This is a genomic window from Paenibacillus sp. FSL K6-1566, assembly GCF_038050475.1.
Lineage (GTDB): Bacteria > Bacillota > Bacilli > Paenibacillales > Paenibacillaceae > Paenibacillus_AQ > Paenibacillus_AQ lactis.
In genome coordinates this window covers 1375058-1394763 of sequence record NZ_JBBOSR010000001.1, presented here as the reverse complement: position 1 = coordinate 1394763, position 19706 = coordinate 1375058, and the positions used below count along the sequence as shown (strand labels likewise).

General features: G+C 53.5%; 14 protein-coding genes. 3 read left to right on the top strand and 11 right to left on the bottom strand.

Annotated elements, in window-relative coordinates:
- Window positions 1–3: 3 nt before the first annotated feature.
- From NST08_RS05935 to NST08_RS05920, 4 genes are all read right to left on the bottom strand, one after another.
- On the bottom strand, window positions 4–1209 hold the full coding sequence (locus tag NST08_RS05935; RefSeq protein ID WP_007131498.1) for a hypothetical protein: 1206 nt from the start codon (window positions 1207–1209) through the stop codon (window positions 4–6).
- Complete coding sequence (locus NST08_RS05930; RefSeq protein ID WP_341341584.1) at window positions 1206–1673, bottom strand: RNA polymerase sigma factor; 468 nt, start codon at window positions 1671–1673, stop codon at window positions 1206–1208. The genes NST08_RS05935 and NST08_RS05930 overlap by 4 nt, the downstream gene beginning before the upstream one ends.
- 600 nt (window positions 1674–2273) lie before the next feature.
- A complete protein-coding gene (locus tag NST08_RS05925; protein WP_341341583.1) occupies window positions 2274–3236 on the bottom strand; it encodes an NAD-dependent epimerase/dehydratase family protein in 963 nt (320 codons plus the stop codon).
- 546 nt (window positions 3237–3782) lie between these two features.
- The gene (locus tag NST08_RS05920) at window positions 3783–4298 is read right to left on the bottom strand and encodes a TetR/AcrR family transcriptional regulator (protein ID WP_144871206.1); all 516 of its coding nucleotides are present in this window, start codon (window positions 4296–4298) and stop codon (window positions 3783–3785) included.
- Window positions 4299–4656: 358 nt separating this feature from the next.
- Between NST08_RS05920 and NST08_RS05915 the strand changes: the two genes are divergently transcribed.
- Window positions 4657–5127 carry a DinB family protein gene (locus NST08_RS05915; RefSeq protein WP_144871204.1) on the top strand — a complete coding sequence of 157 codons (471 nt, stop codon included), beginning with the start codon at window positions 4657–4659 and terminating at the stop codon, window positions 5125–5127.
- Between the two features lie 424 nt (window positions 5128–5551).
- Here the strand turns inward: NST08_RS05915 and NST08_RS05910 are convergent, their stop codons facing one another.
- From NST08_RS05910 to NST08_RS05885, 6 genes are all read right to left on the bottom strand, one after another.
- The gene (locus NST08_RS05910; RefSeq protein WP_007131271.1) at window positions 5552–6283 is read right to left on the bottom strand and encodes a nucleoside phosphorylase; all 732 of its coding nucleotides are present in this window, start codon (window positions 6281–6283) and stop codon (window positions 5552–5554) included.
- Window position 6284: 1 nt separating this feature from the next.
- On the bottom strand, window positions 6285–6959 hold the full coding sequence (locus NST08_RS05905) for a sulfite oxidase-like oxidoreductase (RefSeq protein ID WP_007131270.1): 675 nt from the start codon (window positions 6957–6959) through the stop codon (window positions 6285–6287).
- A gap of 65 nt (window positions 6960–7024) precedes the next feature.
- Window positions 7025–7948 (bottom strand): ABC transporter permease, encoded by a 924-nt coding sequence (locus tag NST08_RS05900; protein WP_007131269.1) that lies wholly within the window; start codon window positions 7946–7948, stop codon window positions 7025–7027.
- Window positions 7932–8999 (bottom strand): ABC transporter permease, encoded by a 1068-nt coding sequence (locus NST08_RS05895; protein WP_077569504.1) that lies wholly within the window; start codon window positions 8997–8999, stop codon window positions 7932–7934. Before NST08_RS05895 ends, NST08_RS05900 begins: the two co-directional genes overlap by 17 nt.
- Window positions 8996–10492, bottom strand: coding sequence for an ABC transporter ATP-binding protein (locus NST08_RS05890; protein ID WP_210095400.1), 1497 nt, complete (start codon window positions 10490–10492; stop codon window positions 8996–8998). Before NST08_RS05890 ends, NST08_RS05895 begins: the two co-directional genes overlap by 4 nt.
- Before the next feature lie 71 nt (window positions 10493–10563).
- Window positions 10564–11607, bottom strand: a complete 1044-nt coding sequence (locus NST08_RS05885) for a BMP family protein (RefSeq protein WP_210095399.1) — start codon at window positions 11605–11607, stop codon at window positions 10564–10566.
- 617 nt (window positions 11608–12224) lie between these two features.
- On the opposite strand from NST08_RS05885, the gene NST08_RS05880 reads away from it, so the two are divergent.
- Window positions 12225–12899, top strand: a complete 675-nt coding sequence (locus tag NST08_RS05880) for a hypothetical protein (RefSeq protein WP_251536655.1) — start codon at window positions 12225–12227, stop codon at window positions 12897–12899.
- A gap of 112 nt (window positions 12900–13011) precedes the next feature.
- Here NST08_RS05880 and NST08_RS05875 read toward each other — a convergent pair whose 3' ends face one another.
- On the bottom strand, window positions 13012–16872 hold the full coding sequence (locus NST08_RS05875) for an RCC1 domain-containing protein (RefSeq protein WP_007131264.1): 3861 nt from the start codon (window positions 16870–16872) through the stop codon (window positions 13012–13014).
- A gap of 190 nt (window positions 16873–17062) precedes the next feature.
- On the opposite strand from NST08_RS05875, the gene NST08_RS05870 reads away from it, so the two are divergent.
- A complete protein-coding gene (locus tag NST08_RS05870) occupies window positions 17063–19678 on the top strand; it encodes a LuxR C-terminal-related transcriptional regulator (protein WP_341341582.1) in 2616 nt (871 codons plus the stop codon).
- Window positions 19679–19706 lie beyond the last annotated feature (28 nt).

The following is a 19706-nucleotide window of genomic DNA, read 5'->3' as shown; positions in this document are numbered from 1 at the left end:
CTTTTATAGCGACAACATTCCGACATTACCGATACCTGCAAACTTCTCCTCCGTCCCCTTCACTATAATACTGCCGCTCATGCTCCGAAGGTAAGGGTATAAAACACCTTTAATTCTTTTTTCCGCGATCATCACTTTCCCGAACAGATCCAAGGAACGCAGTTTGGCCTCCAATACATCCTCCGTAACGTCTTCTTCGAGGATCAATGTTCCGTCTACAATGAAGCTGGCCGGTTCCTTTAAAGCAAGCAACTGGTCCTTCGACCATGCTTCCTCGCCTTCCACGAATACGAATGCCTGCTCATAGCTGACGATTTCCGTATTCACGTCCGGACAGCGTTCCCAGACCAGATCCTCGATATCTTCGCTGCAGATCACGATCGAGGACGATTGAATTCCGGCGATGGCGCGGCTGAACGCCTCCCTTGTCACGTCAGCATCAAGCACAATGGGGTGCTTGGTATATAATTTACGGTCGGCGAATCGGCGAATCGTTCGGGCGTTCAGTCTCAGCGTTTTCGTTACATGCTCGAACCCTGCAGGAATTACTTTTACCTGACCGTTGATCGACTGCATTTTGTCATAAAAATAGGGGCTCTGCTCCTCATGGATCATCGCGATGCCGTTCACATGGATCTTTTCAAGCCGGTCGGCGAATTGTTCCATGTCCAGGTCCTTCTCCACTTCAAGGACCCCATTCACGACCAAGTACCGGGGCTCCTTGAGCGAAGACAAATACGCGTTGGTCAGACGGAATTTCCCGGACTCAAACCGAAGCTCGGATTGATAGGCTTGGATGCTCGCTTCCGCTCCCTCCATTTTAAGCAGCGATGCGGTGACGGCTCCCTCCAAATGCTTCGGAACATACACCTCGCCCCTCACTGCCATGTGCGGCCCGCTATGCTCAAAAGCTTCAAGGCTGACATCCCGATCGATGACCACCGTGCCATACGTAAATACATTCTCCGGCTGCTTGTGCTTAAAATACTCGGCGTTCAATCTCAAAGTGCCTTTAAAAAAGCGGTAGCCTCTGGGGATTTCCAGCGTTTTGCCGATGTTGCCGGCGTTCGTGAGCAGCGCCAGCAGATGGGCGGTCTCCGCCCGGTACAGCACCATGCCCACATTGTCGATCCGTTCAATGTTTTTCACGCTTTCCTCCGTTGCCTCCGTAAGATCCAGCATCCCCACATTGCCAATGATTCTGCTCATTTCATATCTTCCTCCCAATAGGTTCTTAATTTCTTGATGGCGGCCTGCAGCTTGTAACGGATCGTCGCGGCTGGCAATCCAAGCTGGTCCCCGATCTCCTGACTGGACATGCCAAGCCAGTAGCGCTTAAACACAATATCGCTTTGGGACTGCGGCAGGCGGCCCAGCCATTCCGTGGTCTCCATATCGAGGTTTGGCACGGACAGCAATGTGGCATCCAGATCATCATCCCAGGGAAGCAGCCGTTTTTCCCGGCGGGTAATGTCGATCAGACGATTCTTGATGACCCTGAAAAACCAAGCCTTTTGCTTGTGGAGCGGCCACTGTGCCAGCTGCGGCTCCTTCATCGCCTTGATGAAGGCATCCTGCACCAGATCGTCGGCTTCGTACGCGTGCTTTGCGACCGACCGGGCGTAGCGCTGGACATCCACCTTCAAATTTTCGTACAGCTCATTTACGTCCATAGCCGACCTCGTATCTTCCGTTTTCGTCTTTCTTGTTAATATAACGTTTGAACGACTGCAACTGATGGATGGAATATAAATATTTTTGAAAAAAAAAAAACGCCAGCCCTTTCGGCCAGCGTGCAAGCATTTTTCGCTAATCCCATATGGAGAACAGTACCAACAAGACCGCGGCAATTCCGAGCCAAAGCGTATGCTTCGATGCCCAGGCCGAACGTAAACCTTCATTCATAGATCCAAACCTCCCTAACAATGATTTGTTGCACACTGCGACCTTTAAAGCTTGTTTGCTAATCCCACCAGCTAAGCATTGATACCAGAATGATGGCGGCTAGTACGCCGTCCACAAACTTCAATTGAAGTTTTGCCATTGAAATCACCTCCTTTTTAGATTGGTAGTAAGTGAATAGGTGAATAAGTGAATAAGTGAATAAGTGAATAAGTGAATAGGTAAACAGGCGAATAAGCGCATAAAGTTTATAAGTCCATAAGTACATTAATGCATTATTCTCAATATTATTGATTGACCAATTACTATTAGTGGAAAATAATGGGCAAACGTTGCGTGTATCTTATACGAGTGCTATTCGTACAATCCGTTCACACGCCCTGCTTCTCCATCAGCCGCTCAATGGTCTCCTTTATCGCTTCTTCATGCGGCGTCCAAGATAACGGTCCGATGAGGCGCTCGTATTTTTCCCCGCTCAGCACGAGAGGCTCTTCGGTAAGATACAGCATCTCCACGACCTCCTTCATCACGGGATTGAACAGGCCGATCAGGGATAAACCGATGCGTCCCAGCGGTATGACGGCTTTGCGGCTCCCGCTCGCCTCCTGAGCGATGCGTACCAAGTCACGACCTGAGATGACGCCAGGACCGGGAATGTGCCAGTTTTGCCCGTAAGCTTCCTCCTGAACGGCGATATCCAAAATCATCCGCGCTGCATCCGGTAAGTAGACATATTCGCGGGGAACCGTCATATTTCCGATGAAGGCCGTAGGCTTACCTGCAGCTATAGCCTCCATCGTCACAGATAGATAAGATGCTTGAGCCGAGGGGCCGTAATAATCAGGTAACCGGGCGATCAAAGGGCGGGTGCGGGGTTTCCAGCGTGCCGAAAACAGAAGCTCCTCATAGGCAAGCCTGGTCTTGCCTTTTCGGGTATGAGGCCGCTTCGGGTGCTCCTCCGTCGCTTTCTCCATTCTGCGTCGCCCATAGGGATATATGCCGTCCACGACAACTACTCTTGCGTTCATCCGCTGGGCGGCCTGCATCACGGATTCCCCGAGTGGAAGCAGCCGTGATTCCATCTCGTGATACGGAATATTCGCGCTGTGAAAAATGACATCCGCCCCTTCGGCCGCCTGAATGATGTCCTCCGGTTTAAAGGCATCCCCGGTCCGGAGCTTCAACAATGGGGAGCTGCCAATCTCCTCGGCCAGCGCATTTAACTTGGTCATCGATCTGCCGAAGGCAATCGTTTCGATCCCTCTTTTGACCAATTCGGCAGTCAGCGGATTTCCTACTCCGCCCGTTGCACCCAGAACAATCGCCTTTTTCATAATCAAACATCTCCTTTGTTTTTTTGTTATTGATTGACCAATTACTAATGTTCAAAAAAATAATGCCTAACTCCAAATGACTGGAAAATCAGAGCTCTTACACTACAGTGGGGCAGACGTGACCTGCCGTTAGCTGTGCTCTCCGATAAGCTGTTGCGGCAATCCGGGGGCGCCCTCCCGGTAAGGGGCAGGCAGTCGCGGCGAGGCAAGATTGGTGCTCTCACTGTATAGGGTGTGCATTCCCGGTGGACGTAGCTTGGTGCTCTCACTGTTCGGGGCGCGCATCCCCGTGAATGTAGCTTGGTGCTCCCACTGTACAGGGTGTGCATTCCCGGCGAATGTAGCTTGGTGCTCCCACTCTACAGGGTGTGCATTCCCGGCGAACGTAGCTTGGTGCTCTCACTGTACGGGGCGCGCATTCACGGTGAATGTAGCTTGCTCTCAAGCAACTATGGCAGACCTTGCGGCTCGATGCTTTGATGCCTCCATGGTGTAAAGTGCTGGGCTGCACTCACCTTTACCATCTCCCGCTGCCATCGGCAACCCCTAACGCTTCGGCATGATGCTCGGCATGTCCATGGCCATTGCAGCATTACAGAGCATTCCCCTTGCAAGGAAATTGGAGACTCTTACATCCGCATCCTGAAATCCGGCATGGATGAAGGCATTCTCCACCAGCTCCTTTACCTCTCCCATTCCCTGCTGCATCGCTGCTCGAACAGGTGCATCCGAGATCGTCTGTGCCTGCATCTGCAGTAAGATTTCACTACGATGAGCAAGCATGATCTCCTCGTAAGCACGGATCAATCCCTCTTCGAGCTCCTGGGACGGTGCCGAATCAATCACCTGACGGAAGGCTTGAACAATCCGCTTCCAAGATACGGCCAGCGCTTCAACCAGCAGCGATTCCTTGGTGAAAAAACGGTACACGTAAGGCTGCGATATGGCTGCACGTTCGGCAACCTGTGCGGTTGTCGCACGATAATAGCCGATCTCTGCAAACACCTCGATTGCTGCTGCAACAATATCCTGACGCCGGTTCGCGGAGGCTTCGCGCGGCATACGGAATCACTCCTTTCAGAAGTTAATTTTTAATTTTTATTATTGATTGACCAATTACTAACTGAAATCAGTATATGCGAAAGAATGTCCGATTGCAACAGTTATTTTTCATGATTTTCCATTGGGCTAAGTTGAACTAGAAAACGAGGTCCAGGCAAGGATGGGGAATCATCCTTTTCGACATTTCACTTTTATATGCTTATTAAGCATGCCTAGATAAAGGATATTCATGCATACTATCGAATTTACTTACTATTGCTCCACTACACCCATGCGCCATAGTCAGGCCATATGACAAACAAGGTTAATACCAGAAGCAGTTCGAATCTACTGTGACGATTATGAGGAGGGACTTTTTATGTACATGGAAACTGAACAACAGTTAAAGCGATGGCTCCGCCATCGGGGTGTGCTGCAGCAGCTGCTTGAAGAAATACGGGACGAGCATCTGGAATATAAGCCTTGGCCGAATGCTATGACATTAGGGAAATTGATAGTCCACATGGCTGCATCTTCCGATATGTTTTTGCAATCGATCAAGCATGGGGCCTTCTCCCCGCCAACGTTCCCGACAAGCTTCGAATCGATCAGCGATATCCGGGAGATCGTTCAAGCCTCAACCAATGCTACGGAAAAAGGCTTTGCTGAACTGACGGAAGCCCAATTGGAGCAACCGCTGGATTTTAACGGCTTTGTGGCCCCGGGCTCCGTCTGGCTAGGCAACATGGTCGACCATGAGATCCACCACAAGGGACAATTGTTTACATACGCGAGATCGGTCGGCATTGAAAAGTTACCGTTTTTCATTGTTCAACCGCCTAAAGCATAAGGGGCGAATCTAGACAAGCGGGCCAGGGCTGGCAAGGTGTGTCCCGGGTTGATGTGCAAGTCCCTTTTCGGGACTTGTTGGCCTCGCGGGCGCGCTTTCCATCGCTGCAAGTTCCTTTTCGGGACTTGTTGGCCTCGCGGGCGCGCTTTCCATCGCTGCAAGTCCCTTTTCGGGACTTGTTGGCCTCGCGGGCGCGCTTTCCATCGCTGCAAGTCCCTTTTTGGGACTTGTTGGCCTCGCGGGCGCGCTTTCCATCGCTGCAAGTCCCTTTTCGGGACTTGTTGGCCTCGCGGGCGCGCTTTCCATCGCTGCAAGTCCCTTTTCGGGACTTGTCAGGCCCCGCGGGGGCGCCGCAAAGCGCCGCCCGCGCCCCCATCAAAAAGCCGGTTATTCCCACGCCTCGGGAATAACCGGCTTTTATCCATCACCCTTGCTTCGCCAGCTTCGCAACGGCCATCAAGGCCGCATGAATCTCGCGCTCCACGGCATCCGACACGACATTCGTGTTCGGATCATACTCCGCCGCGAGATCCGCGTCCGCGAAGCCGTCGATCGCCACGATCGCACCAGCGCGGACGCCGCGGAGGGCGGCCACTACATAAAGCGCCGAGATTTCCATCTCCACGCCGAGCGCGCCGGCCGCCTTATATTTCGGATGGGGGAATTCCTCCACCCCGTTAAAGAATACATCCAGCGTCACCGTCATCCCTTTGCGGACGACGCCCTCGCCTAACGAGAGCGCGGATTCGTACAGCGCCTCAGCGACCGCGCTGTCCGCCACAGCCGGGAAGCCTTCCGGCACAAGCTGCTTCGTCAGCCCGTCCGTACGGATGGCCGCGGTGCTGACGACCAGGCTTCCCGCCGGCGTATCCGCCCGGTAGGAGCCGGCGGTGCCAACGCGGATCAGCGTCTTCGCACCGGCGCGAATCAGCTCCTCGAAGCAGACGGCCGCCCCCGGGCACCCGACGCCGTGGCTCGTCACGGCCAGCTCCACGCCTTCGTACGTCCCCACGAAGGTCCGGTATTCGCGGCTGAACGCCAGCTCGCGCGCGCCTTCCAGCTTGCGGGAGATGACTTCCGCGCGCTTCGGATCGCCGCAGACCACGACGAATTCGGGAATATCCTCAGAGTTCACTTGCAATATCGGCATCAACATATCAATCAAACTCCTTACGTGTCCATTCGTCTTCCGGTATATCCAGCGCTTCGCCGCTAAACCGCTGCTCCTTGAACGGATCGGCTTCATTATGGAAGCCGTTGCGTTCCCAGAAGCCCGGCCGGTCCTCCGCCATAAACTCAATGCCGCGCAGCCACTTCGCGCTTTTCCAGAAATACCGATGCGGCACAACCGTGCGCAGCGGCCAGCCATGCTTGTCCGTCAGCGGCTCTCCGTTGAAGCGGTAAGCAAGCAGCACATCGTCCCGCAGCAGGTCCTCGATCGGCACGTTCGTGTCATAGTCCGGATCCGCATGGAACATGACGTACTTGGCTTCCGGCTTGACCTTCAGCTCCTTCAGGAAATCCCGAAACAGAACCCCTTCCCACACCGTATCGAATTTGGACCAGCGTGTGACGCAGTGAATATCGGTTTGGAGCGTTACCGACTTCATCGACAAAATATCCTCATACGAAAATATCCGCTCCTCCTCAACTTCGCCGAATACCCGCAGCGTCCACTCAGACATGTCATAAACCGGTACCTCCCCTTCATGCAAAATGGGGAACTTCTCGGTCAGCGTCTGTCCGGGAGGCAGCTTGACGCGCTGCTCCTCGGTCAGGTTGCCGGCCGCGACCGGCTTCATTTTTTTCAAACGTTCCGCTTTCTTATGCACCTTCCGCTCATCTCCTTATGCAAAGTCTCGGGTCCATTTCCGAAAGATCACCGGGGCATCAAGCTTTATCGCGAGCTTGAGCCCTGCTTCAGCGCATCCTTCTGGAAGCTCTTATCCTTGAAGAAGAACATCGCCAGGATTGTAACGACATACGGCAGCATTTGGGTGAAATGTGTCGGCAGCGCCAGTCCCTGGAACCGGATGCTCAGCGCATCCATGAACCCGAACAGCAGACTTGCCGCCGTTACGCCAAGCGGGCCGGATTGGCCCAGCATTGTGGCAACCAGCGCGATGAAGCCGCGACCGGCGGTCATGCCCTCCGTAAACATCGTCACTTGTCCAAGCGACAGCTGCGCACCCGCAAGCGCGCACAGCACGCCGCTAGCCAGTACGGCGCCGTATTGATAACGGGCTACCCGAATCCCGACGCTCTTGGCCGCCAGCGGATTTTCACCCGCAGCCAGGAAGCGGAATCCGCTCTTCGTGCGATAAAAATAGTACCACATCAAACCCGCAATCAAAAATGACAAGTACACAAGCGGCGTCAATCCCGCCAAAATCGGCCCGATCACGGGAATATCCTCAATGACGGGGATATTCCATTTCGGCAGCCCCACCATCGTGTTGTCGTAAAAGGCGCCCTTTACATCGAAGATCGCCCGCAGGCTGAACGTGGTAAGCCCGGCCGCCAGCGCATTCATGGCGATCCCGACGACGATGACGTTCGCCCGCAGGTTTATGCTCAAATAGGCAAATATCAACGAAAAGATCGATACAATCGCAATCGCAAACAATATCGCATAAAACACGTTGCCGAAGTAGTAATTCCCAACCACTGCGGAGAACGCACCCAGCAGCATAAAGCCTTCCAGGCCGACATTGAACAATCCGACGCGCGAGCAGAGGGCTCCGCCGAGGGCTGCGAGCAGAATCGGCGTCAGCACCCGGAGCGCCGAGTTAATCAGGGCAAGGTCAAACAGCTGTTCCATCGGATTTGTTCTCCTTTCTGCGCTTCAGGAAGCTATATGTGAATCGGGCGGAAATAAACAGGATCAGAACGGCTTGGATGATATCTCCCACCTCAAGCGGCACTTCCGTATTCCGCTCGACGCCCATGCCGCCGGTCTGCAGCGCCGCCAGAAAGATCGCCGCAATCAGCGTGCCGATCGGATTCGATCCGGCCAGCAGGGCTGCCATAATGCCTGTCCAGGCATAATCCGCCGTGGATAATGCGCCGTCGATATAACGATACTGGGAGCCCAAGATCTCGACAGCACCGCCGAGACCCGCAAGACCGCCGCTTGCGAACATAGCGCCGATCATCATCGGCCCCCGCTTCACCCCGCCGAACAAGGCGAACAGCGGGTTCCCGCCGAGCATCCGGATTTCATAACCGACCACCGTACGCTTCAGCACCACAAAAATGATCAAAGCGGCGAGAACGGCCAGCACAAACCCGACGTGGAGGGGCATGCCCGAGATCAGCTTCGGCAGCCAAACGCTGTTGTCAAGCATCTCCGACTGGGCCATCGCCGCTGAGCCTGAGCGGTCCTTCAGCGGGTAGGCAACCAAATAGCCGGCAAACAGTACTGCCACATAGTTGAGCAGCAGCGTCGAGATCAGCAGGTTCACGCCGAATCTCGAATCGAAGTATCCGGCCATGACCGACCATAATCCGCCTGCGATAACGCCGGCGAGCAGAGCGGCAATGCACACGAGCCAGCCCGGTCCAGGCATATACAATCCGACCAATGCGGCGCAGAGCGCCCCGAACACCATCTGGCCTTCCGCTCCAAGGTTAAAGAAGCCCGCACGGAAGGCAAGCGCCGCGCCTAATCCGATCAGAATGATCGGCGTCGCCCGCGAGAGGGTGTTCGTGAAGAAATACATTCCTCCGAACGCGCCTTTCCACATTTCCGCATACGTCTCTAAAATGTCGCCTCCGGCAATAATAATTGCAATCGCTCCAGCCAATAGACCCACGATGATGGCTGCGACCGGCTGAAGCAGCGGAAGCGTTAATTTTGTCCATTTGTTCATTGCAATGTTCCTCCCGCCATCAGCAGTCCCAGTTTTTCCTCCGTCGCTTCCTTCGCGGACAGCTCGCCTGCGATCCGGCCTTCATACATAACCAAAACCCGGTCAGAGAGCTTCAAAATCTCGGTCAGCTCAGAGGACACGAGCAAAATTCCCGTTCCTTCTTCGCGCCGTTTCAACAGCTCGCCGTGAATCGTCTCCATGGCGCCAATGTCGACGCCGCGCGTAGGCTCCGCCGCGATCAGGAACGGCGTGCCCTGCTCCAGCTCGCGGGCGACAATCAGCTTCTGCAGATTGCCCCCGGACAAATACTGCGTGCTCGTCTCCAGCGAGCCCGTCTTAATCGAGAATTTCTGCACCCATCCCGAAACGAGGGCACGGATGTCCTTCAGCTTGAGGAGGCCGCTCTTCTGCAGCCGACGATGGTGACCCATCAGTCCGGTATCCATCACCGTGGCCGTCCGGTTGGCCCCCCACACGTAACGGTCCTCCGGGATGTGCGCAAGACCGCTCTCCCGAATATCTCTTGGTGCCTTGCCCGTAACGTCCTTGCCAGCGACGGCGATCCGGCCGCCGTCCGGCTGGGCCAGACCCGAGATGAGCTGAAGCAGCTCGGATTGTCCGTTGCCGGATATGCCCGCTACTCCTACGATCTCGCCTGCGCGGACGCTCAGGCTAACCGCATCCAGCACCGGCTTGCCCTTTGTGCCGCGCAGCGAAAGGTCCGTTACCTCCAGCACCTTATCTCCAGGCGTAATCGGCTTGCGATCCAGCTCCAGCAGCTCACGTCCGACCATCAGCCGGGAGATTTCATGCGCATCGGTAGCATGCTTATCCACCACGCCCGTCACCGCTCCGTCCCGAAGGACGGTAATGCGGTCGGCCACATCAAGCACTTCATTCAGCTTGTGACTGATCAGAATAAAGCTTTTGCCCTGCTTCGACAGCTGTTTTATAGCCTCCAAAAGCTCCTGGACCTCCAGCGGTGTGAGAACCCCCGTCGGCTCGTCCAGGATAATGATGTCCGCCCCTTGATAAAGCACCTTTAATATTTCGACCCGCTGCTGCACGCCGGGAGCGGTGCTGCTTACGATCGCCTGCGGATCCACCTTCATCCCGAATTTTTCGCATAGCTCTTCCACCGTCTTCACGGCCTGCTTCCGGTCAAAGACGGCCCCTGCGCCCGGTTCGTTGCCGATAACAATGTTCTCCGCGATCGTAAAGGAAGGAAACAGCATGAAATGCTGATGCACCATGCCGATTCCGCTCTGTATGGCATCCAAGGGACTGGCAAAGGACACTTCCTTGCCGTTCAGACGAATCGTACCCGAGGTCGGCTGCTCCATCCCGTACAAAATCCGCATCAGCGTCGTTTTACCTGCACCATTCTCTCCGACAATCGCATGAACTTCACCTGCGCGCAGCGAAAAATCAATGCCGCGGTTTGCGCTAAACTCGCCATACTTTTTCGTAATACTGTCCATCTGGAGTAGCATGTCGGTTATGCCTTCCTTTCGCTTCTGAATAAAAGACCGACTGCCCTATGCGCAGCCGGTCCAGGTGAGAACTAGTTTTGTTCCAATGCGTTCGTTACTTTAATTTTTCCAGCGATTATATCGTCAGAAATCACCTTGAGCTGGTCTACAATGTCTTGTCCAATGAACGGGTTCAGCGGAGTTTTGCTCTCATGCGTGACATAAGTGAGGCCTACGCCGCCTTCCTTCAAGCCATACTCGCGAACATCAAAGGAAAATTTGCCTTCCACAAAGTCTTTGACCGTCTCGTACGCAACGGCGTCCGTTCCCTTCAGCTGAGCCAAGACAACATGCTCGGGATCGGTGCCGGTGTTGTCCGTATCTTGGCCGGACGTGTAGAAGCCCTTCTCCTTCGCAGCTTCGAATACGCCTAGGTCGCCTACGGCGGACATGCCTGCTACGAAATCCGCGCCTTTGGAATTTTGCAGGAGCGCAAGCTCTTTCGCTTTCGCCGGATCGTCAAATCCGCCGACGAAGTTAACGAAGATTTCGACATTCGGGTTGACGGATTTCGCGCCTTCCTCAAAGCCCTTGATATACTTGTGCATAATCGGAATATCGTCTGCCACGACATTGCCGACCTTGTTCGTTTTCGTTGCCAATCCGGCAGCCGCTCCAAGGAGGTAAGCCGCCTCATGCTCGCGGAATCCGACGCTGCGAACGTTCGGCAAGTCGACAACGGTATCAATGATCGCGAACGGTACGTCCGGATTCTCCGGCGCAACCTTCTTAAGCGCATCTTCCATCTGGAATGTGGTTGTGATGATCAAGTCATATTTCTCTGCCACGGCGGTGCGCAGATTTTGCTCGATCGAGGCCGGATCCGTCGATTCGATCGTCTTCACTTCCACGTCGAAATCGGCAGCCGCTTTCTGCAAGCCTTCGTCCATCAAGGCAAAGAATGGATTCACGCCGATCTTCTCAGGAAGAACGAGCGCAATGCGTTTCTTATCTTTAGACCCTTCAGCACCGCCAGCTTCGGCACCTTTGTCGGTCGACTTATCATTGCTGCCGCAGCCTGCCAGCAGTCCGACGGAGAGTACGAGTGTTAATAGAATTGACCATGTCTTCTTCATGTCCTGAGCTTATCCTCCTAAGTGAGCACGTTTTATACTATTATCCTAGGGTATAGACAAGCAGATGTCAAAACAAAAATTTTAGCGTTTTATGTAGTTTAATGTGTTTTTTAGCAAAAATTTGGTCGAAAACTGCATATATCACAGAACATTCCTTAATAAAAATGTCATTAATGTTCGGAAAATGCCAACATTTGATCAGTCGTTTTTACCATAGAACCAGGGTGAAAGCGCATTATTTTTCAAAACAGCCGGCATTCAACCGCTCCTTATTATTTCTATATCGTACAAAGCAGAGATACATCCAGACCTTCGGCCGTACTAGAGGAAGGCAATTTATTGGAGAATAGACCACGACTTGGACTTCTTCCTTTACCATAGGACCATGGATTTTGTTTAGAGGACCACCACAATTATTGCATCTAGTCCCAGCTAAAACCTTTCTTAATTAAATACGAGAATTAAATACAAGTTAAAAAATGGTTTTTATTTGCAACATTTATGAGTTGTTATGCATTAAGAATATGAACGATCATTATTTAGTAGTGATTTTTATAATTCATGAAAAGAGGGAGAAAACTCTCCAACTCCCCCATCATTTAGGAGGAAGAATTTCAATGAAAAATAAATGGTTGGCTATAATTTTGGCATTTTTCGTATTGATTGGCGGGGTGATCTATTCAACGGGTACAGTTAATAGTAAACAAGGTTCAACAAATATCGCTACACAGACGGACCATACATCTGCAGACAAGAGGATCGATAAATCAACATCAAAACCGAAATCTGTGCATGGTCAAATTCAGATTTTTCCTTTTGAAGAGGCAGTTAACCGATCTGATTTAATTGCCAAAGTTAGAATAGGAAAAAAGTCAGGAGAATTGAATGAGCCTGTACCAAAAACGGTATTTAATGCTCAGATATTAGAAACTCAGAAATCCGATGTGAAGGTTGAGCTGGAATCTATCCAGATTATGCAGCAGGGTACCGATGAAATATTGTTTAATGATAACCCTATATTTAATGAGAATGAGGAATACATTTTATTCCTGAAAAAAGCCGTGGGACCAATAACACAAGAGTATCCTGACTTATATTGGATCACTGGAGAAGAATCAAACATGTATAAAGTAATCGGGGATCAACTAGTTGAAAGACAGGCATTCATTAAAAATGAGCTTCTAGATATTCAAGATAAAAGCTTTGCTTCTAAACAATCCTCCGGAAAACCTACCCAAATTCTTGATGAAGCTGAACTGAGCAAAAAGATAAAGTCTTTCGTGAAGAATTAGATATTGGCCTCATGCTAAAGGGGATGCCTGACACGGCATCCCCTTTCCATTAAAATGAAGCAGCCTATGAAACAACAACTGATCCCGAATCCAAGCTTACTTCAAAGGCATCTCAATCGATGAGCTGCGCCGCCCTCAATAACCGCTGCAGCATCGCCGCCGCTTCGCCGCGGGTCAGCTTCGAAAGCGGCTTAAGCGCATCGTCGGCTCCGTAGACGATCCCTTCGTTCACAAGGACGGCCGCTGCCGGTTTGGCCCAATCGGACAGGTCTTGAAGGTCTCTGTAACCGTCAAGAACAATATCTGCTTCCTTCTTATTCATTACAGTCGTTAATCCTGCCAGCTTCATCGCTCTGGCCATAACGGCCATAGCCTCTTGACGCGTAATGCCTTGATCTGGCCGGAAACGGCCGACCGCATCCCCTTGGATCAGCTCATACTGCACAGCTTGTGCAATGACGCCGCTGTACCAGTCGCCTGCATGGACATCCTGGAACGCGGAGCCTTCACCCTTCACCTCAGGCAAGCCGAGAGCCCTCACGATCATGGCGGCAAATTCGGCACGGTTCACTTGAGCGTTCGGCGCAAAATGGAGCGTCGCATGATCTGCACCTGAGCCCGCTCCAGCTCCATCCTCGCTGCTCCCCTTTCCGCTTAGGATCATGCGTGAGGCAAGATCATTCACCGCATCGTTGGACCAATGAAACGTAACATCGGCAAGATTCGCTTGATGAGCAACGAAAGCAACGGTTCCTGCATCCAAACGGTGCATGATGGCCTCAACGCTGCCATCCTTCCTCGGTTCAACGCGTGTCGGGATGTGGTATAATTCCCCGTTGTCATCCACTCCGACAGCTGTCGTGATGCGGCCCGGCATTCCCTGCGGCCAAGTGATTCGGTGCTCCATATATTGCGGGAATCGCTTCAGCTCAAGCGGCTTATCATGGGCCTTCGCTTTCGCTGTTATATCGAAATCGACTGGGGAACCGACCAGAGCAGCCCCTGATTCCGATAGAGCCTTCTTAACGGCTTCTGCCTTAGCTGCATCGGTAGCAGCCATCTTCAAGGTCACCGACATTTGATCTGCCGCTAACGGCAGCTTCGGATTGTCCGGCTCGTGCCAGCGAGACGATGCCATCACGGCTGCAGGAACATGGAAATGGCCCAGCGTTGATCGGATTTCAACGGCTCCCTGCTTGGCGCTAAGCAGATCTATCGCTTCTCCGCTTGCCTCCAGGGAGACCTGATCCGCAGGCTGATCCAGCGCGATAATGATTACCGGCTTGTAGTCCACTGTCTTTAAACGGGCTTCCAGCTTAGCCGTATCCAATTTCATCGATACGACGGTATGTCCATTTATCTCATGGGACAAACCAGCAACCATCCCTTCCTGTGACTCATCGTTTAGGGTAACTCTGATCTTCACGCGATTCTCCGAAGGTGCGGCATGGTTCGATTGGCTCGGCAAAGCCGGCCCTTGGCCCGAATCTGGCGCCGAGCCTCCAGGAGCTTCAGGAGTTCCGCCGCCCCCGGTTGACGCTGCTTCCGTCACCGCCGCTCTATATTTCTGCTGCTGACCATCGGGCGCCGTAACAACCACCTCGATGACATGGTTCCCAGCAGCAATGGGAAGGTCCGGGCTTTTTTGCCCGGAGACGAGATCGATCGGTCCGAACACCAAATCTCCGGCTACGCCGTACACGCTGGCCGCAACCGTCGCCCTCGCATCATACACCTGCGCCGTCACTGTGATCCGATTCGTTTCCTTTGGAACAGCTGCCTTGTAATCATAGTGATATCGATCGAATGCAGGGCTAAGACCGACTTCGCCTTCGGATGACTCAAAGCGCAAACCTTGCAGGCTTGCGTCGTACGCCGGAACCGCAGCTTCCTTCACCGTAAAGCTCCATGTATCGGCCCCTTGAATCCCGGCAAAGGAGGCACCTGAAAGATTACCGGTAAAAGCCCCCGGATCGATCTCGACATAATAAGCCATCCCCTCATCGAAATCGTTCAGCGGATCAATAATCGCCGTGTTGCCGAGAATCGTTACTCTCCCTGCATCGGCCGCGTCGATGGTCTCCACAACATGCGAATCCGGGCTCTGCCTGATCGTAATCAATCGGCCCGAGACAGCTGTCACTTCTTCTTGAAATACCACTCGCAGGGGCACGTCTTTTTCCACTCCGACAGAATGATGAGACGGCGTATACGACAATGCCCTAAGCTCGGTCGGGGACGGGAGCGGCTTCCATTTGGCGTACAGCGTGACATCCTGTGTACCGAATGTCAGCTTGCTGCCGGCCGGATAATCGCTCCCGCTGCCGTCCGGCTCCGTGTTCCAGCCTTCGAAGACAAATTCATCCTTGCGCAGCTGTCCCGTATTATCCGCCACCAACGTCTCGTCTCCTCTGGCAAACAAACCGCTGCTTACCGGAACATTCCCTGCGGTGTGTCCGTTGCCGTCATAGGTTAACGAGTAAAGGTTCGGCCATTTCGTTGTCACCTTTACCATACGGTAGCTGCTTTTTCTGCCGGCAGCATCTTTGGCAATGACATTAAAATAATAGTCCGTGCCTTCAGAAAGACCGTTCACCACAAGGGCGGTTTGATCCGCCGCATAGCTTCCGACCGGCTTACCGTTCTTCTCCATCTGACTGACGTCCCCGATATTCGGGCTGCCTGATGAATATAAAAGATACTGCAGCTCGTGCTGCTCCGTCATATTGTCCACAGCCTTGGGCCATTGCAAAGCAACCGAGTCCGTCGTGATACTGTCCGGATTCAGAGTCCCGCTGCCTGGATCCGGCGGCGTTGTATCCAGTACGGCCTTCGTCAGCGTCGGCGTATCCCTGGTGCTGGATGTCCCGTCCCCGAGTTGTCCTCCGCCGTTAAAGCCCCATCCCCAGACGGTTCCATCCTTCTTCATTGCCACGCTGTGAAAACCGCCTGCCGCAATTTCCCGAACATGCTCGATGCCTGACACCGGGACCGGAATGAGGCTGGATGCATTCGAGCCCACGCCAAGCTGCCTCTGACTGTTATCCCCCCAGCTCCATACGTTTCCCGTCCGGTCCAGGGCAAGGCTGTGGTAGCCTCCGCCCGCAACGGCAACGATATGCTGCAAGTTTTTAATTTGCACGGGTCTTGTTCGGTTGGTTCGTGTGCCATCCCCAAGCGTGCCGTATGTGTTTTTTCCCCATGCCCATACGGTGCCGTCTTGCGTAACGGCCAAACTATGGGAGCCTCCGGCGGCGATCGCCATGACGTCAGTCAGCCCGGCAACCTGCACCGGAACGTACCGATCCGTCGTCGTCCCATCGCCAAGCTCCCCGTCCCCGTTTACTCCCCAAGCCCATACGGTGCCGTCGGATTTCAAGGCAAGGCTGAAGTAACCGCCTGCCGCAATCGCCGTCACATCGTTCAGACCGGCGACCTGAACCGGAGTATTTTGTTGTAACGTCGTTCCATTGCCCAACTCGCCGTTGTCATTCTTCCCCCAAGTCCATACGCTCCCGTCCTCGGAAAGCGCCATGCTGTGATAGCCAAGCCCTCCGGAAACGGCCTTTATTCCGCTCAGCCCGCTCACCTGGCCAGGCACGTTCATATCCGTTACCGTCCCGATTCCTAATTGCCCATTCTCATTGGATCCCCAGGTCCATACGGTACCGTCGCTCCGAAGCGCCATAGTGCTGCGAACGCCGGTGTGAACGTCGATGACATGGTTCAACCCCTTCGCCATCACCGGCGTCGTGCGGGCACTCCAGGTGCCGTTACCCAGCTGTCCCCTGTCTCCATACCCCCACGAATAAACTTCACCGCTGCTTACGAGCGAAGCGGTATGATAGTACCCGGCCACAAGCTTCGGTGCAGCGGCCGGTGCCGCAAACGCATGACGATATCCCGCGACCCAATCCAGCTGCAGCAGAAGCATCGCCATGCACAGCAGGATTTTCACTGAACGCCTTAGCATATTCTCCTCCTTCGTTTCATTAAGCGTTTATAGCCACAGCCCGATTGGGACCGCGGCACCAAGGATGGTATCAAACTTATCGCAGGAAAACGATTGACAAACGTTAACTTTTCATCTTTTTTTTCATATAATCTAGTTATCTCGACTCAATTCCCGTAAAAATAACGTTCGTATATTGTGAGGGTATCCTATGAAACTACTGACCGACCCACCTATTCTGAAAATGAAAATAAGCCCTCCCGGGCTGAAAAAGCATCTGATCCATCGGGATCGGCTGCTGCGAATGTTGACGGCAGGGCAAGGAGGACAGCTGACCACCATTATCGCCCCTGCCGGATACGGCAAATCGACGCTGCTTGCCCAGTGGGCTTATGAAGCCGGCAAACGATGCGCCTGGGTGTCCCTGGATGAACGGGATAACGACCCCGTCCGCTTTTGGCGATACGTCACCGCAGCTCTCGGCTCGGCGCTTCCCAAGCAGCTGGGAGATCGCCTTCTGGACCATACGCATCTGCTGCCGGGCTCCTCGGTCGAAAGCTTTCTGGATACGCTGATCAGTGAATTATACGAGCATCATGAACCGCTCCATCTCATTCTCGAGGACCTGCACAGCATTCACAATGCGGCCATCCATGAGGGGATTTCCTACTTGATCGACTACCTCCCAGAGCATCTCCATCTCCTCATCTCCTCCCGAACCGAGCTTCCGTTCCCTACGATCAAGGGCGTGATTAACCATGAGATCCGTCATATCGGAATAAAGCAGCTGGAGTTTACATTGGATGAGACGGAGCGTTTTTTTCATCACGCAGATGACACTGGGCAGCAGCCTCTCCTGACTCCAATGCAGCTGGATACCGTCTGGAGCCAATCGGAAGGCTGGATTGCCGGTCTCCAGCTGGCTGCCGTTTCCCTTCAGAACGGCATGGGACCGGAACCCTTTATGGATGATATGAGGGGGAATCCGTCTCTGCTATCAAAATACTTGTTTCAGGAGGTCGTGAGTAAGCAATCCTCCAAGGTGTTTTCCTTTCTGCTCCAGACGGCCGTCCTTTCAGAGCTCCATCCGCAGATTTGCAATGCCGTAACGGATTTCAGGGACAGCCGCCCGATGCTGGAGGAGCTGCAGAAGCTGAACCTGTTCCTGGTTCCGCTGGATGAACAGCATGCCTGGTTCCGCTACCATCATCTGTTTTCGCAATTTCTGCTGGACCTCCTGCAGCGTGAGTATGACGGTGAGCATGCGAAGCGTCACCGGCTTGCCGGGCAATATTACGCCGCCATCGGCTCCATGGATGAAGCCATCGACCATCTGTTAGCAGCGCAGGACTTCGAGGCTGCCGTGAATTTGCTGGAGCCGCATATGCAAAGCGTGCTTGAACGGGGCGAAATCGCCACGCTCCTAAAATGGTTTGACCGAATCCCCCCTCAATACCCGATGACACCCGAATTATCATTGGCGCATGCCTTTATCGTGGTTCTTACAGGGGATCTGATTCGCTCCGAGCGCATGCTGTCGCGGATTGAAGAAGCGTGCGCTGCACTCGCGCCTTCGGATCGACGAGAGAAGCTCCAGAGCAGCATATTGTTCGTGCGCTCCAATCTCGTGTTTTTGAACGGGGATTTCGCCAAATGGCTCGCCTTCAGCGAAGGCTTCCTCAATAACCTGATGCCCGACAATCCCATATACTATCAGTTCGATTACAATCGGCGGGAGCCATACGTAAGACGAACTCCGCTAGGCATGAAGGGTGCACTATCGGCCGATACGGAGAAAATTGCCCATCTGTTTACCGGCGTGCTCGAATCCCATGGCTGGGATCATTCGCTTATGAATTTATACGTGAAGCAATCTTTGTGCGAGGGGTATTATGAATGGAATCGCCTTACCGAATGCCGTGAGCTGCTGGTTCACATTCGAAACGCCCCGCCAGCCGAAGACACAATGGGTTTGCTTGTGCCGCTGCATATTACCGAAGCCAAGCTGTACGCAGCGGAGGACAAATTCCATCTTGCCCATTATGCGCTCGATGAAGCGCAGGCCGCTGTCCTCTCCGGAAGATCAAACCTATGGCTCCCTCCGTTAAAGGCCGTACGGGGCTTGCTTTATCTCCGGGAAGGGCGGATATCCGAAGCCCGGAAGGAAATTTCCGCCCTTCACGTTTCGGTCAAGGACAGGCCTGCCTATAGCCGGGAAACCGAATACCTGGCTTTCATCCGCCTGTTAGGCAGACAGGGCAGGGAAGCCGAAGCGCTTCATCTGCTGGACCTGTTAAAGCCCCAGGCGGAGCGCGAGCAGCAGCGGTCCAGCATCATCGAGATCACGAGCCTTCAAGCGCTGCTGGAGCATCAGCGTGGTCAGCGACGGAAGTCGCTTCAGCTTCTTGGGCATGCTTTGCATGTGGGAGCGCAAAACGGTTATGTCCGTACCTTCCTGGACGAAGGTGCGGATATGTACCGGCTTCTGAAGCTGTATTCCAACCAGGCTGGGCAGGAAGATAGCTTGAACTCGGAAGCCCTGCAGAACCTTGACTATGCGCGCACGCTGATGGAGCATTTTTCCTTAACGGATCCTTCTACCGCCAAGCCGGCCATGCCGGTTCTTCCGGAAGGGCTGAATCGGAACGAAATGAATCTGCTGCGCTTGATCCGGCAGGGTGCCGCCAATAAACAAATGGCCGCTGCCCTGGGCCTGTCCGAAGGAACGATCCGGGTGTATTTATCCAGGCTGTACGGCAAGCTCGGGGTGACCACCCGAACGCAGGCTTTGGTTAAAGCCCAGTCGTTAAATCTGCTGGAAGAGTGAATGTAACATATATAAAAAAAGGAACCTT

Excerpts from the sequence above, each read along its gene's own strand:
- NST08_RS05920 (WP_144871206.1), bottom strand. The coding sequence starts at position 4,298 with ATGCCGCGCGAAGCCTCCGCGAACCGGCGTCAGGATATTGTTGCAGCA.
- NST08_RS05935 (WP_007131498.1), bottom strand. The coding sequence starts at position 1,209 with ATGAGCAGAATCATTGGCAATGTGGGGATGCTGGATCTTACGGAGGCA.
- NST08_RS05910 (WP_007131271.1), bottom strand. The coding sequence starts at position 6,283 with ATGTTGATGCCGATATTGCAAGTGAACTCTGAGGATATTCCCGAATTC.
- NST08_RS05915 (WP_144871204.1), top strand. The coding sequence starts at position 4,657 with ATGTACATGGAAACTGAACAACAGTTAAAGCGATGGCTCCGCCATCGG.
- NST08_RS05890 (WP_210095400.1), bottom strand. The coding sequence starts at position 10,492 with ATGCTACTCCAGATGGACAGTATTACGAAAAAGTATGGCGAGTTTAGC.
- NST08_RS05925 (WP_341341583.1), bottom strand. The coding sequence starts at position 3,236 with ATGAAAAAGGCGATTGTTCTGGGTGCAACGGGCGGAGTAGGAAATCCG.
- NST08_RS05880 (WP_251536655.1), top strand. The coding sequence starts at position 12,225 with ATGAAAAATAAATGGTTGGCTATAATTTTGGCATTTTTCGTATTGATT.
- NST08_RS05885 (WP_210095399.1), bottom strand. The coding sequence starts at position 11,607 with ATGAAGAAGACATGGTCAATTCTATTAACACTCGTACTCTCCGTCGGA.
- NST08_RS05875 (WP_007131264.1), bottom strand. The coding sequence starts at position 16,872 with ATGCTAAGGCGTTCAGTGAAAATCCTGCTGTGCATGGCGATGCTTCTG.
- NST08_RS05900 (WP_007131269.1), bottom strand. The coding sequence starts at position 7,948 with ATGGAACAGCTGTTTGACCTTGCCCTGATTAACTCGGCGCTCCGGGTG.
- NST08_RS05870 (WP_341341582.1), top strand. The coding sequence starts at position 17,063 with ATGAAACTACTGACCGACCCACCTATTCTGAAAATGAAAATAAGCCCT.
- NST08_RS05895 (WP_077569504.1), bottom strand. The coding sequence starts at position 8,999 with ATGAACAAATGGACAAAATTAACGCTTCCGCTGCTTCAGCCGGTCGCA.
- NST08_RS05930 (WP_341341584.1), bottom strand. The coding sequence starts at position 1,673 with ATGGACGTAAATGAGCTGTACGAAAATTTGAAGGTGGATGTCCAGCGC.